This is a genomic window from Hymenobacter sp. BRD67, from assembly GCF_013256425.1.
Lineage (GTDB): Bacteria > Bacteroidota > Bacteroidia > Cytophagales > Hymenobacteraceae > Hymenobacter.
Genome location: NZ_CP053904.1, coordinates 620,450 through 633,487, shown reverse-complemented (window position 1 = coordinate 633,487; position 13,038 = coordinate 620,450). Strand labels below are relative to the sequence as shown.

11 protein-coding genes are annotated in these 13,038 nt (G+C 63.0%); 8 read left to right on the top strand and 3 right to left on the bottom strand.

The genetic code is table 11. The annotated features are described in order from the left end of the window. Positions 1 to 77 precede the first annotated feature (77 nt). Together GKZ67_RS02880 and GKZ67_RS02875 are read right to left on the bottom strand one after the other, a co-directional pair. Positions 78 to 365: a cyclase gene (locus GKZ67_RS02880; protein WP_173241062.1), complete on the bottom strand. Its 288-nt coding sequence runs from the start codon at positions 363 to 365 to the stop codon at positions 78 to 80. Between the two features lie 215 nt (positions 366 to 580). Further along, positions 581 to 775 carry a hypothetical protein gene (locus GKZ67_RS02875; RefSeq protein ID WP_173241061.1) on the bottom strand — a complete coding sequence of 65 codons (195 nt, stop codon included), beginning with the start codon at positions 773 to 775 and terminating at the stop codon, positions 581 to 583. A 236-nt stretch (positions 776 to 1,011) separates the two neighbouring features. Here GKZ67_RS02875 and GKZ67_RS02870 point away from each other — a divergent pair, with 236 nt between their 5' ends. From GKZ67_RS02870 to GKZ67_RS02860, 3 genes are all read left to right on the top strand, one after another. Continuing rightward, a complete protein-coding gene (locus GKZ67_RS02870) occupies positions 1,012 to 3,981 on the top strand; it encodes a PD-(D/E)XK nuclease family protein (protein ID WP_173241060.1) in 2,970 nt (989 codons plus the stop codon). A 180-nt stretch (positions 3,982 to 4,161) separates the two neighbouring features. Then, positions 4,162 to 5,889 carry a chloride channel protein gene (locus GKZ67_RS02865; RefSeq protein WP_173241059.1) on the top strand — a complete coding sequence of 576 codons (1,728 nt, stop codon included), beginning with the start codon at positions 4,162 to 4,164 and terminating at the stop codon, positions 5,887 to 5,889. A 237-nt stretch (positions 5,890 to 6,126) separates the two neighbouring features. Beyond that, positions 6,127 to 7,305 carry an NAD(P)/FAD-dependent oxidoreductase gene (locus tag GKZ67_RS02860; RefSeq protein WP_173241058.1) on the top strand — a complete coding sequence of 393 codons (1,179 nt, stop codon included), beginning with the start codon at positions 6,127 to 6,129 and terminating at the stop codon, positions 7,303 to 7,305. An 83-nt stretch (positions 7,306 to 7,388) separates the two neighbouring features. Here the strand turns inward: GKZ67_RS02860 and GKZ67_RS02855 are convergent, their stop codons facing one another. Further along, positions 7,389 to 7,640 carry a hypothetical protein gene (locus tag GKZ67_RS02855; RefSeq protein ID WP_173241057.1) on the bottom strand — a complete coding sequence of 84 codons (252 nt, stop codon included), beginning with the start codon at positions 7,638 to 7,640 and terminating at the stop codon, positions 7,389 to 7,391. A gap of 193 nt (positions 7,641 to 7,833) precedes the next feature. Here GKZ67_RS02855 and GKZ67_RS02850 point away from each other — a divergent pair, with 193 nt between their 5' ends. From GKZ67_RS02850 to GKZ67_RS02830, 5 genes are all read left to right on the top strand, one after another. Continuing rightward, entirely contained in the window at positions 7,834 to 7,977 is a 144-nt protein-coding gene (locus tag GKZ67_RS02850) for a hypothetical protein (protein WP_173241056.1), read from the top strand. 11 nt (positions 7,978 to 7,988) lie between these two features. Next, positions 7,989 to 8,924 (top strand): hypothetical protein, encoded by a 936-nt coding sequence (locus GKZ67_RS02845; protein WP_173241055.1) that lies wholly within the window; start codon positions 7,989 to 7,991, stop codon positions 8,922 to 8,924. 127 nt (positions 8,925 to 9,051) lie between these two features. Beyond that, positions 9,052 to 9,297, top strand: coding sequence for a diadenylate cyclase (locus tag GKZ67_RS02840; protein WP_173241054.1), 246 nt, complete (start codon positions 9,052 to 9,054; stop codon positions 9,295 to 9,297). 97 nt (positions 9,298 to 9,394) lie between these two features. Beyond that, positions 9,395 to 10,246 (top strand): N-acetylglucosamine kinase, encoded by an 852-nt coding sequence (locus GKZ67_RS02835; RefSeq protein WP_173241053.1) that lies wholly within the window; start codon positions 9,395 to 9,397, stop codon positions 10,244 to 10,246. A 139-nt stretch (positions 10,247 to 10,385) separates the two neighbouring features. Continuing rightward, the gene (locus GKZ67_RS02830; protein WP_173241052.1) at positions 10,386 to 12,968 is read left to right on the top strand and encodes a cellulase family glycosylhydrolase; all 2,583 of its coding nucleotides are present in this window, start codon (positions 10,386 to 10,388) and stop codon (positions 12,966 to 12,968) included. Positions 12,969 to 13,038 lie beyond the last annotated feature (70 nt).

Here is a 13,038-nt window from a genome sequence, read left to right as displayed (position 1 = left end):
TAGTGGGCGGTAGCGCCGGTCAGCAAAAAGGCGGCCCCGTAGGAGCCGCCTTCTTGGCAGTAGCCCGTGGGCAGCGCTTACGCGTGCTTGTGCAGCATCTTGGTATCGGGGGCAGATTTTACGCCCGCACCCTTCATAGCCGCGTGAAACTCGGGGTCGGCGAAGTGCCCCTGAATGGCCTCCAGGCTGGGAGCTTCGCCGTGAATAGTTACCAGGTTGGCATTGTCGGGAGCGCTGTACACGCCATGCACCTGAAGGCCGTGGCGCGCGCGAATCGGCGCGGCAGCATCGAAAGCTTTTTTCCAGGTGGCGAAGTCTGCGACTTCGTGCGTGGTGATGCTATGAACGGGGGTGGGGTTTGCCATAAAAATGCGGGCAGAAAAAGATGAGCAAAGACACGAAACCCGTGCCGGACTACCTGTCTCAAAGGCAGCTAACCAGCCAAATGTACCCGCTATTCTTTACCCAGCAAATAGCTCCAGCGCGTTTTTTTTATAAGGCCCCTTACAGCCAGGCCTGCCCTACCTCTTCCCACTCGGTTTTGGCCGAACTGGCCCACGGGCGGCGGAATCCGACCTTACTATAGTTGTTTCGACGCACCGCGCCGTGGTAAGCCTGAGTCGCTGCCAGCCTGGGCCGACAGGGGGCAGGCCGGAGGGGTGATGAGGCTGGTGGGAGCAAACGCCGCGCAGTAGCCGGCGGCCCAGCAACTCGCACAGCCCCGGTTGGTCAGCGGCCACTCGGTAGCGGCCGAATAGTTGGTAATAGTATTCATAGCGGGATAAAAAGAAGCGGAAGAAGCGAGTAAACGGCCCCCACAAGGCGAGTAGCGAGTAGCGAGTAGCAAGGGGTTTGGTTCAAATATCTGACAGATTATCTGCTGCAAACGATTGGGGGATGCGAATAGCCGGCTTTGCTTTCCGAATGGCGCTAACTACTAGCCTGAACCAGGCAGCACGCCAAACGCCGGCCTTATCTTTGGGTAGTATGCTGCCCTCTCCTACTTTAGTTATGCCGGTCCCGGCTCCGCCGGCTTCCACGCGCACGTTTCTAGCCGATATCGCCCACGAGCTGCTGGCCAGCTACGACGTCGATGCCCTGGCCGACCTCGTGGTGGTGGTGCCCACGCGCCGGGCGGTAGTATACCTGAAGAATGAGCTGGCCCTGGCCACGCCCGACGGCCAGGCGCTGTGGGCCCCGCGCATCGCGGCCATGGAAGATTACATGGTGGAGCGCGCCAGCGTGCAGCTAGAAGAGCCCATTGCCTTGCAGCTCCTGCTTTTTGATATCTTCAAACACCTCGACCCCGACCTGCAGTTCGACCAGTTTGTGGGCTGGGGTGGCCTGCTGCTGCAGGATTTCTCGACCCTCGACCAGCACCTGGCCGACACCAAGTCGATTTTTGAGTATCTGGCCGAGGCCAAGGCCCTGGAGCGCTGGCAGCTCGACCCCGAGCTGAAAACCACCGGGCTCGACCGTTATTTTGGCTTTTGGGGGCAGCTGCACAAAGTATATCTGCGGTTTAAGGCGCGGCTCAAGCCCCAGCACCTGGCCTACCCCGGCCTGGCCTACCGGCGGGCCGTGCAGCGCCTGCGCGCCGAGCTGGCCGATGTAAAAAAGCCGCTGCCGCCTCAGCACGTTTTTGTGGGCTTGGGCGGGCTGAGCAAGGCTGAGGAGACGTTTATCAGCCTGCTGCGCAAGGTAAAGCGGGCCGCTATCTACTTCGACGGCGACCCATTTTACCTCGAAGACGACTCGCCCAACCGCGCCGGGCAGTCGCTGCGCCGCTACTGGCGGCAGTGGGACCTGCCCCGTGATACCTTCACTTATCAGGAGCATCTGCGCGGCCGTCCCCACCACGTGCGGCTACTGGGCGTGGCCAATGCCAGCATGCAGGGCAAGCTGGCCGGCCAGCTGCTGGCCGAAGCCCGCCAACTGAACCCCGCTGCCAGCGTGGCCGTGGTGCTGCCCGACGAAACCCTGCTGCTGCCCGTGCTCCACGGCCTGCCACCGCAGGCGCTGGTGCCCGACTTCAACGTAACGATGGGCCTGAGCTTCCAGAGCACGGCCTTGTTCAACCTCGTCGATTTGCTCTTTGAGGTGCACCTGACGGGCATCCGGGAAGGCGAGCCGGGACCCGACTACGGCGTGCCCAAGTACCACCACCTGGCCGTGACCAAGCTGCTGGCACACCCCTTTTTGCGGCGCTTTCAGGCGTGGCAGGATGCCCAGACCGACCAGCCACAGTACCACAAGCTGCTCGACCACATTTGCAGCGAGATTGTGCGCCGGCACCTGGTGCTGCTGCCCGCCACCGAGCTGCTGAAGCTGGGCCAGGGCCACCCGCTCATCGGGGCGCTGTTCAAAACCTGGGACAACTGCGATGGCATCATCAGGGCCTGCTACACGCTCATCGAGCTGCTCAGGCAGGTGTATGAGCAGGCGCACGGGGCCATTGAGGCCGAATACCTGTACCTGTTCTACACCTTGGTGCGGCAGCTCGACTCGGCCTTCGATTGCCGCGAGCAGCGGCTGAGCGTGCGCTCGTTCCGGCGCTTTTTGTACGACCAGATGCGGCGCACGCGGCTGCCGTTTGCCGGCGAGCCGCTGGCCCAGGTGCAGATTATGGGCTTGCTCGAAACCCGGGCTCTTGATTTTGACCACGTTATCATTCTGAGCTGCAACGAAAACTCGTTGCCCGCGCCCAAGCGCCAGCAGTCGCTTTTCCCCTACGACGTGCTGGCCGAGTACAAGCTGCCCACCTACGCCGACGCCGAGGCCACGGCGGCCTACAATTTCTGGCGGCTGCTGCAACGCGCCGGCCGCGTCGATTTGGTGCACGTACTGCCGGGCGCGGAGGGTGTCAAAACCGGCGAGCGCAGTCGGTTTTTGCGGCAGCTGGAGTTCGACCTGGCGGCCCAAAACCCGGCGCTGGTAGTGGAAGACCGCACGGTGGAGGTACCAACCGGTGAGGTTGCGGAGGGCGCGCTGCTGAATGACCTGGTCTTGGGGAAAGACGCGCCCATGCTGGCCGGCCTGCGCGGGGTGCTTGAGCGCGGCCTCTCCCCTTCGGCCCTCAACGAGTACCTGGCCTGCTCGCTCAAGTTCTACTTCTCGCGCCTGGCGCGCTTTCAGGAAAACGAGGAAGTGGAAGAAGCCCTGGGGGCCGATGGCTTTGGCACGGTGGTGCACGATGCGCTGGAGCAGCTGCTCAAGCCCTTTGAGGTAGAAAAACGCGACCTCACCGCCGCTGACCTGCCCGCTATTCTGGCAAAAGTGCCTGCTGAGGTGCGGCGGCAGCTGCGCCAAGAGGGTGCCGACCGCCAGGCCCGCCCCGAAGACGGCCTCAACCACGTGCTGGGCCAGGTGGCGGTGCGGCTTATCCGCAAGTACCTGGAAAGCCTGCCGGAGCAGCCGGGCGTGCTGCCGCTGCGCATTGCCGCCCAGGAAACGCCGATGGCGGCCACTGTTTTTGCCGATATTCCGGGCGAGGCCGCGCCGCTGGCCGTGCGCATCTTTGGCCGGGCCGACCGCATCGACGCGCTGCCCGACGGCCGCCGCCGGGTGGTCGATTACAAAACCGGCCTCGTGGAACGCCGCGAGCTGAACCTGCGCGGCACCCAAAAGCCCCTGAGCGCTGCCGATACCGTGGAGCGCCTGCTCACCGACAGCTCGTCGGGAGCCGATAAGGTGCGGCAGCTCTGGCTCTACCGCTTTATGCTCGAAAGCGATGCGCTGAACCCCGCCCCGCCCGGCTCGGAGGCCGCAATTATGTCGCTGCGCAAAATCGACGAGGGCTTGCTCAGCGCGCCCCTCGACTTTATTACCGAAGCCACCGGCGAGCCCGACTTTTTAAAGGCCAGCGCCGGACTGATTGCCCGCCTGGCCCGGCGCATGCTGGACCCCGCCGAGCCCATTCGCAAGACCGACGACCTAGCGAAATGTGAATATTGCCCGTACCGGGGTATCTGCGCCCGGTAAGGTTTTTGCGGAGCAAGGCCCCACCCAGGTAAAGCGCCTTTGCAAAAAAGTGCTTTAGCTTTACTTACAACACGTAGCCAAGTCCCTGCGTCTTACTCTAATGGTTACCCCCACGCTGGCACTCACAAAAGCCGTATTTACCGGCTGCTCAACCCGCTGCTGCTGTGGCGGCTGCGGCACGTGAGCGAGCGGGTGTACGTGGTGTACCTGGCCGTGCTGGTGGGGGTGCTGGCGGGGCTGGCCGCGGTAGGGCTCAAACTGGCTATTCACTGGCAGCAGGCCCGGCTTGCAACGGCCGTAACAGAGCCCAACCGGGTATTTGCCCTCTCGCTTTACCCGATTGTCGGCATCTCGCTCACCGTGCTGGTAACCAGGTATTTATTGCACGGTAACCTGGGGCGAGGCATTGGCCCCATCATTTATAATACGGCCCGCGAAAACGCCATTGTGCCGCGCTCCAAGCTCTACTCGCAGCTCATCACGGCGTTTCTTACGGTATCGTTTGGCGGCTCGGCGGGTACGGAGGCCCCCATTTCGGTAACGGGCGCGGCCATTGGCTCCAACGCGGCGCGGGTGCTGCGGGCCGGCCGGCGGCGGCGGCGGCTGCTCACGGGCTGCGGGGCGGCGGCGGGCATTGCGGCCATCTTTAATGCGCCCATCGCGGGCGTGCTGTTTGCGGTCGAAACCATCTTGCTGGAGCTGCCGGCGCAGTATTTTATTCCGCTGCTTATTTCATCGGCTACCGCCACGGTGGTATCGAAGGGCCTGTACGCGGGCCAGCCATTTGCGCTTATTACCCATTCGTGGGTGCTAAATACAGTGCCGTTTTACGTGGTGCTGGGGCCGCTTACGGCGCTGCTGGCCGTGTACATGATTCGCATGTACCACTGGTTCGACCACTTCTGGGAGCGCTGGCCCGGCCTGCGCTGGCAGAAGGTATTGGCCGGCGGGGCCACGCTCGGGCTGCTCATTTTCCTGTTTCCGCCACTCTATGGCGAAGGGTACAATATAGTAGAATTACTATTATCTGGCCATGCCCAGGCTATTACCGACGGAAGCTTGTTTTCGGTGTATGGCGACAACAACGTTTGGCTGCTCATCCTGCTCGTATTTTTCTCGATGATGATGAAAGTGGTGGCGACGAGCGTAACGGTAGGCGCGGGCGGCAACGGCGGCATGTTTGGCTCGTCGCTGGTGGCCGGGGCGCTGTGCGGCTTTTTGTTTGCCCGACTCGTTAACCTGACTGGCCTGGTGGCGATTCCGGAGGTGCATTTTGTGGTGCTGGGCATGGCCGGCGTGCTGGCCGGCGTAGTGCACGCGCCCCTCACGGCCATCTTTTTGATTGCCGAAATCACGGGCGGCTACGCGCTGTTTGTGCCCCTGATGCTGGTTACGAGCTTTTCTTACCTCATTACCAAGCACTTCGAGCCCTACTCGGTGTACACCCGCAAGCTTACGCTTAAGGGCGTGGATGTGTACGCCAACCGCGACCGCGACCTGCTTTCGCGCCTCGACCTGCACCGGCTGCTCGACACCGATTTTCTGGCTCTGCGCCCCAGCGCCACGCTGGGCGAGCTGGTTGATGTGTTTCGGCACGCGCACCGCAACGTGTTTCCGGTAGTGGGCCAAAACGGTAAGCTGCGCGGTGTTATCAGCCTCGATATGGTGCGCGATACGCTTTTCGATGGGGCACACTACCACACTACCAAGCTCAGCGAGCTGATGCGCAGCCCGGCGGCTATCATCCATCCTACCGACACCGTAGAACACTGCCTCGACGTGCTGGAACGCACCGAAAGCGCCGCCCTGCCCGTCTGCGATGAGGAAGGCAACTACCTGGGATTCATCGTAAAAACAACCATTTTGGCTCGTTACCGCCGCGAGCTCATTGAGGAGGGCCAAGCGTAAGGATAAGCTGGTAGTACGGGCCTCGCAACCATCGAAACAAGGAAAGCCAGGGCAGTTTCCAGATTGATGTGCGGGGCGGGCTGTCGGCGTTTGGCCGGCAGCCCGCTCCATACGAATCCGGTATACCAACCTAAAAAACACTCCAGGTGCCTGGTTGCGTTTATAACGCCCGGTAAAGCAGAAGCAGCCGCGCCGTGCGTCCTTTGCGGGCCGGCTGCTCAGGCGGGCGCCTTACCAATGGCTGAAGTTGTGATTATCGGCGGAGGCCCGGCGGGCTTGCTGGCCGCCCAGCGCCTGGCCGAGCGCGGCCACCGGGTGCGCGTATTTGAGCAAAAAGCTACCGTGGGGCGCAAGTTTCTGGTGGCCGGGCACGGCGGCTTCAACCTCACCAACAGCGAAGACGCGCCGGCCTTTGCCGACCGCTACGGCGAGGCGGCAGCATTTTTTCGAAAGCTGCTGGCGCACTTCTCGCCGGCCGACCTGCGGCGCTGGGCCGCCGACCTGGACATTACCACCTTCGTGGGCACGAGCGGACGGGTTTTTCCCGAAAGTCAGCACAAGCCTGCCGAACTGCTCCGCGCCTGGCTGCGCCGCCTGGCCGAGCTGGGCGTAGCGCTGCACGTGCGCCACCGCTGGCTGGGCTGGGCGGGCGAAACCGGGCTGCGATTCCTGAACGAGGCCTCGGGCGAAGAATTTACGCTGGTCCCCGACGCTACCGTACTGGCGCTGGGCGGCGCGAGCTGGCCCCAGACCGGCTCCGACGGCCACTGGGTGCCGCTGCTCGAAGGCATCGGGGTGCGCTGCCGCCCCTGGCAGCCCGCCAACTGCGGGGCCGAGGTAGCCTGGTCGGCTTTTTTTAAGGAGAAGGTGGGCCGCGCCCCCCTCAAAAACATCGCCCTTAGCTGCGGCCCCCACACCGTGCGCGGCGAACTCATGCTCACCGACTATGGCCTGGAAGGCACGCCGGTATATGCGCTCACGCCGGCCCTGCGCGCGGCCCTGGCTATGGGAAGCGCCACGCTGCATCTCCAGCTAAAGCCTGATTTAACGCAGGAAGAGTTGGCTCGGCGGCTGGCCCGCCGGCGGGCCGGCACTTCGCTGGCCGCCTTTCTGGGCAGCGCATTTCACCTCAGGCCGCCGGTGCCCACGCTGCTGCGCGAGCTGGCCGCCGCTCCCGACAACCTGCTGGCTGCCCTTACGGCCCTGCCGATTCCGGTGGCGGGCCTGCGCCCGCTGGCCGAAGCTATTTCCTCGGCGGGCGGCGTGCCGTTTTCCGAAGTAGATGAGCACCTGATGCTGCGCCGCCGCCCCGGCACCTACGTAGCGGGCGAAATGCTCGACTGGGAAGCTCCCACCGGCGGCTACCTGCTGCAAGGCTGCTTCAGTACCGGCGCGTGGGCAGCTTCCTTCATTTAACAGGTACTGTTTGATAAGTAACAATTGCTCATATTTCTAACGCGCTAACGGGCAGAAAATTGAACAACAGCAATTGCTCATAGTCAACTGTTGATTTCCTTCTTCTCGGCTTCTTTCAGAATCTGGCGGGCTTCGCGCAGCAGCTGGCGGCCGGGGTCCAGCTCGTCGCGGGCGATGAGCGCGAAAAGCAGCAGAAAAGAAATAATGGGCAGCACCCAGCCCAGCGCAAACCACAGCCAGAACGAATAGCCGCGCGAGGCAGCGCAGTAGCCGGTCATGATGGGAATGAAGGACAGCGCCACCACCATCACCAGGAGCATGTCGACGAAGAGCATAAGCTGGGGTGAATGGTGGAAAATGGGCCGGCGGCAATCCGAAGATACGATGGAAGTATTGTAAAAATACGCCACCTTTACGGCTTAGACATTACTGTTGGCCGTTTGTTTACGTATGCCGGAAAAGCCAGTGCTGCGTGCGCACGTACAGGTCGCCCTGGCGGCCATCGCCCCATTGCCCCGACTGCCACCTATGTGGGAACACCAAAGTCTGTTTCGCGTTTCGGCTCAGCTTTTTGCCGAAGGTATTTTTAATTTGCTCGACCGCAACCTGCGGCCTGAGGTCTTTTTGCTGGGCCTGGCTTCGGGCCGCGAAGTAGATGCCCCCAAAGTGTAGTGGTAGAGCCCGTGAGCCTGCGGTATGCCCCTGCCGACTTTGCCGGCATTAAATCGCTGGCTGCTTCCTTTGAAACCGCTGACCTGCTTCCGCGCGATAACGTGTACCACCTGCACCCGCAGGACCACGACCGCCTGGAAAAGCAGCACTGGTACGAGCTGGTGTGCAAAGCCACCGACCTCACCTTGCAGCAGCTGGTGAAGAAGCGGGGCGAAAACCGCCGCTGCTTCTGCTCTACGCCGCTCAACCTGAACGGCTACCTCGTGACCGTTGTGGTGCAGCTGGCGGCCGATACCTATAACTCGTACTATACGCTGCCGGGCAAGCCCGGCCCCAACCGGCCCAGCTCGCTGCCCCACGCGGCAGTGCTGGAGTTTTTGCACGAGTGCACCCGCGCCCTGCGCGAAGCCGACACCGCCGACAACGAGCAGCCGGTGCTCGACCGCGACTACAACGAAGTGCTGCGCGGCGCCGGGCGGCGCCTGATGCTGCGCATCTCGCCCGGTAATGCGCACGGCCTCTACGATGCCTGCCTGGGGGTGGCGGCCCTGCGCCACGAGGGCGACGAGGGCCGCGGCACCATGCTGCTGGGCCGCCGCCAGCACCCGGCCCTGGTGCCGGTGCTCACCCTGGAAACGCCCGTGCCCCTGCGCGACCACCGCTCTATCCGCAAGCTGCTGGAGCTGACGGAAGGCCCCACGGGCCTGGTATCGGACGCGGCGCACGTATTCGGCCTGGGCCATATGGTGGACGAAAGCTCGCCGCAATATGAGCCGCTGGCTACCGTGCATTTTACCAACCACTACGGCTGGGAGCTGCGCCACGCGGGCCATACCCTGATGCGGGTAGTCAGCAATACGCCCCGCCTGCCCCAGGGCAAGGTGCAGGCCGATAACTTTGCCCGCGTCATCAAGCAGGTGTTTCCCGATACTACGCCCGAAGGGTAGCTTACCTCTGGGAGCTGGCCCTCGAAGCCTCCAACCAAAGCCACGGCACCATGCTCTGCATCACGGCCGGGCCAAGCCCGAGGCCGAGCGCCTGCGCCGCCAGTGCTTCCGGGTAGTGCCCCGGCCCATGACGGCCCCGGTGCTGCGCCAGGCCACGAGCATTGATGGGGCCGTACTCATTGAGCCCACCGGCGTGTGCCACGCCATTGGGGTTATTCTCGACGGCCAGGCCACCGAAAAAGGCGATTCGAGCCGGGGTGCGCGCTATAACTCGGCCGTCCGCTACGTTAGCTCCTCCCCTTATCCGTGCCTGGCCATTGTGGTAAGCGAAGATGGGTGGATTGACCTGCTGCCCTCGGCTACGCAGGCGTAGGTTGCCGCCCATTTTGCCCTATCCTACTCAGCTGATAAGCCTTCTGCCTATCGCTGCTGTACTTTCGCAGGCTTAAAACATCCTCATCCCTTATACCATGATTCTTATTGCCGACGGCGGCTCGACCAAAACCAGCTGGTGCCAGCTTTCTGATGCGGGCCAGCGCGTGTACTTCAACACGGAAGGCTATAATCCCGATTTTATCGACACGCCCGGCATTGTGGCCTCGCTCGACAAGAACCTGCCCGAGACGCTGCCCCGCGCTGAAGTGCGCGAGATTTACTTTTACGGGGCCGGCGTATCGAGCCAGGCCAAAGGCGACGTAATCGCCAATGCTCTGCGCCGGATTTTTCCGAACCTGAGCAAGGTAGAAGTAACCGAAGACCTGCTGGCCGCCGCCCGCGCCCTGCTGGGCCACGCGCCGGGCTTCGCGGCTATTCTGGGCACGGGTACCAACTCGTGCATCTACGACGGCCAGAAAATCACCTACAACGTCGATTCGCTGGGGTATTTTCTGGGCGACGAGGGCAGTGGCTCGTTCTTGGGCAAGCGCCTGCTGCGCGACTACCTGCGCGGCCTGCTGCCCGATGGCTTGCAGGAGGCGCTACGCGTCGAATACCACCTGGGCTCGCGCAACGATATTATCGACCGGCTCTACAACCAGCCGCTGCCCAACCGCTTTCTGGCCAGCTTCGCCAAGTTTGCCTACGACCACAACAACGTGAGCTACTGCCGCCAGATTGTGGTAGAGGCCTTCGAGGCGTTTTTTCAGAATATCGTGCTGCACTACCCTGGCTATCAGGAGCTGACGTTCAACTGCGTGGGCTCGGTGGGCTATAACTTTCGCGATGCGCTCACGCAGGTGGCCAACAGCCACGGCATGCAGGTGGGCAAGATTATCCGCTCACCGATTGATGACCTGGTGAGCTTCCACGAGCACGCGGGCTAGCCAACATTTTCCCAAAAAGAACGTCATGCTGAGCTTGCCGAAACATCTTGCACGAATCGTTGAGGATAGCACCCCAGCGGCACGCCAGAGATGCTTCGGCAAGCTCAGCATGACGTTCTGTGTTCATTAGCTATTTCTTATGCTTCGTTGCTTTTTGCTATCCCTCGGCGTGTTGCTGGCCTTCTCCACCCGCGCCCAAACGCCCGGTACGCCGCCCACGGGCGACGTGTTTGTGGATGCCCACGGGGTATTACGCTGGCAAAAGACCAAGCGCGAGGTGGCGCTGTTTGGCGTGAATTATACGGCGCCGTTTGCCTACTCCTACCGGGCGCTGGGCCAGGTGGGGGCCGACCGCGAAAAGGCTATTGACCAGGATGTGTACCACCTGAGCCGGCTGGGCCTGGATGCGTTTCGGCTGCACGTGTGGGATATTGAGATTACCGACACGCTCGGCAACTTGCAGCAGAACGACCACCTGCGCCTGCTCGATTACCTGATTTCCAAGCTTAAAGCGCGGGGCATCAAGGTTATTCTTACTCCCATTGCCTACTGGGGCAATGCCTACCCCGAGCCCAGGAACACCGGGCCGGGCTTTTCGAGCATCTACGACAAGGGCGTAGCGTATACCAATCCGCGGGCCATCAAGGCTCAAGAAAACTACCTGGGGCAGCTGCTGAACCACCGCAACCAGTACACCGGCGAGCGCTACCGCCAGGACCCCGACATCATTGCCTACGAGGTGTGCAACGAACCGCACTACCACCTGCCGCTGGCCCCGGTGAAGGACTTTGCCAACCGCATGGTGGCCGCCATGCGCGCCACGGGCTACACGAAACCTATCTTTTACAATATATCGGAAAGCCCCGAAGTACACGACGCGCTGCTCGATGCCAACGTGCAGGGCTTCAGCTTTCAATGGTACCCCGAGAACCTGGTGGCCGGCCACGAGCTGCGTGGCAATTTCCTGCCTTACGTAGACCAGTACCCGCTGCCCTACAAGGGTGATGCCCGCTTCGAGCGCCGGGCCAAAATGGTGTACGAGTTTGAGTCGGCCGATGTGCTGCAGCCCATTATGTACCCCAGCATGGCGCGCAGCTTCCGGGCGGCGGGCTTCCAGTGGGCCACGCAGTTTGCCTACGACCCGCTGGGCATTGCCTACGCCAACACCGAGTATCAGACCCACTACCTCAACCTGGCCTACACGCCGGCCAAGGCGCTGAGTATACTGATAGCCAGCAAGGTATTTCACGAGATGCCCCGCGCGCAGGCCGGGCCGCGCTACACGGCCGACTCGGTATTCGGGGCGGCGCTCGTCAGCTACCGGCGGCAGTTGAGCGAGTGGAACGCGCCGGGCGAATTTTATTATACCAGCAACACAATCGATAATCCAGTCAAGCCTGCCGCGCTGCGCCACGTGGCGGGCGTGGGCTCGTCGCCGGTGGTGCAGTACGGCGGCAGCGGCGCGTACTTCCTCGACCAGCTGGCGCCCGGCGTGTGGCGCCTGGAGGTGATGCCCGATGCCGTGCCTGTGAGCGACCCGTTTGCTACGCCCTCGCTGCGCAAAGCCGTAACCCGCATTGAGTGGAACGAGCAGCCGCTGACCCTTGCGCTGGCTGAGCTGGGCGCTGATTTTCAGCTCAAAGGCCTGAACGAAGGCAACATGGCCCAGGCCCAGGCCAGCGGCGGCAAGCTGCTGGTGCGGCCCGGCGCCTACCTGCTTACCAAAGCCGGCAAAGATGCCCGCGCCTGGACGGCCCAAACGCCGGCCGGCCCCCGGCAGCTGGGCGAGTTTGTGGCCCCGCCGGCTACGGCTGGCCCGGCGCAGGTGCGGCACTTGCCGGTAGCCCAGGCCACGGCCGGGCAGCCGCTCAACATTATGGCCACGGTGAGCGGCGCCAGTTCGCAAGACACGGTATTGCTGGTAGCCCAGCATTATTTTGGCCCCACGCGCAGCCTGCCCATGCGCTCGCTGGGGGCCAATACCTGGTCGGCCACCGTGCCCGGCACGCTCACCTACCCCGGCCTGCTGCGCTACTGGGTGGTGCTGAAACGCGCTGGTCAGCCTGCGCTGACCTTCCCCGGCGGCCAGCCGGGTACGCCCCGTGACTGGGACTTTTACCCGGCGACCACGCCCTGGCAGGTGCCGCTGGTGGCTGCTACCGCGCCGCTGCCGCTCTTTACGGCCGCCCTCGACCGCGATGCCGTGGAAGCCAAGGGCATTAGCTGGATGAACTGGACCGACTACCCCACCACTGCCAGCGGCGCGCTGGCCCTGCGCCTGCTCGTGAACCCCGCCAAGGCCGGCCAGCCCGCGCCGGAAGCCGGCCCGGCCTCGGCCCTGCGCGCCTACCTGGGCTCCAAAACGGCCGGCCGGGTGGCCGACCTGGGTAATTTCAAGGAGTTACTCGTTAAAGTCTCCAGCAACCAGCCGGCCAACACCCACCTGCGGCTGGCGCTCGTAACCCGCGACGCGGTAGCCTACGAAGCCACCGTGCCGCTGGCGGCCGGCGGCGAGGTGCGGGTGCCGCTCAGTGCCCTACGGGCCGCGCCGCTGCTGCTCACGCCCCGGCCATATCCTGGTTTTCTGCCGCTTACGTATACGCCGGTGGCAAGTCCAGCCTTCCGGCTGGCCGAGGTAGAAGTGCTGCAAGTGATTGTGGACCAGCCGGCCAGCCTCACCGAGCAGCTGCGCGTGGATGTCGAGTCAGTGACGTTGCAATAGCTTGATAATATTAGATTTTTACTATATTTTACCCGCTCTGAAAGCCCGATGACCCTTCAACTTCGCAGGC

Bases quoted from the DNA above. Each gene is read 5' to 3' on its own strand.
- GKZ67_RS02860 (WP_173241058.1), top strand. From the start codon at position 6,127: ATGGCTGAAGTTGTGATTATCGGCGGAGGCCCGGCGGGCTTGCTGGCC.
- GKZ67_RS02835 (WP_173241053.1), top strand. From the start codon at position 9,395: ATGATTCTTATTGCCGACGGCGGCTCGACCAAAACCAGCTGGTGCCAG.
- GKZ67_RS02880 (WP_173241062.1), bottom strand. From the start codon at position 365: ATGGCAAACCCCACCCCCGTTCATAGCATCACCACGCACGAAGTCGCA.
- GKZ67_RS02850 (WP_173241056.1), top strand. From the start codon at position 7,834: ATGTGGGAACACCAAAGTCTGTTTCGCGTTTCGGCTCAGCTTTTTGCC.
- GKZ67_RS02830 (WP_173241052.1), top strand. From the start codon at position 10,386: ATGCTTCGTTGCTTTTTGCTATCCCTCGGCGTGTTGCTGGCCTTCTCC.
- GKZ67_RS02870 (WP_173241060.1), top strand. From the start codon at position 1,012: ATGCCGGTCCCGGCTCCGCCGGCTTCCACGCGCACGTTTCTAGCCGAT.
- GKZ67_RS02855 (WP_173241057.1), bottom strand. From the start codon at position 7,640: ATGCTCTTCGTCGACATGCTCCTGGTGATGGTGGTGGCGCTGTCCTTC.
- GKZ67_RS02875 (WP_173241061.1), bottom strand. From the start codon at position 775: ATGAATACTATTACCAACTATTCGGCCGCTACCGAGTGGCCGCTGACC.
- GKZ67_RS02840 (WP_173241054.1), top strand. From the start codon at position 9,052: ATGACGGCCCCGGTGCTGCGCCAGGCCACGAGCATTGATGGGGCCGTA.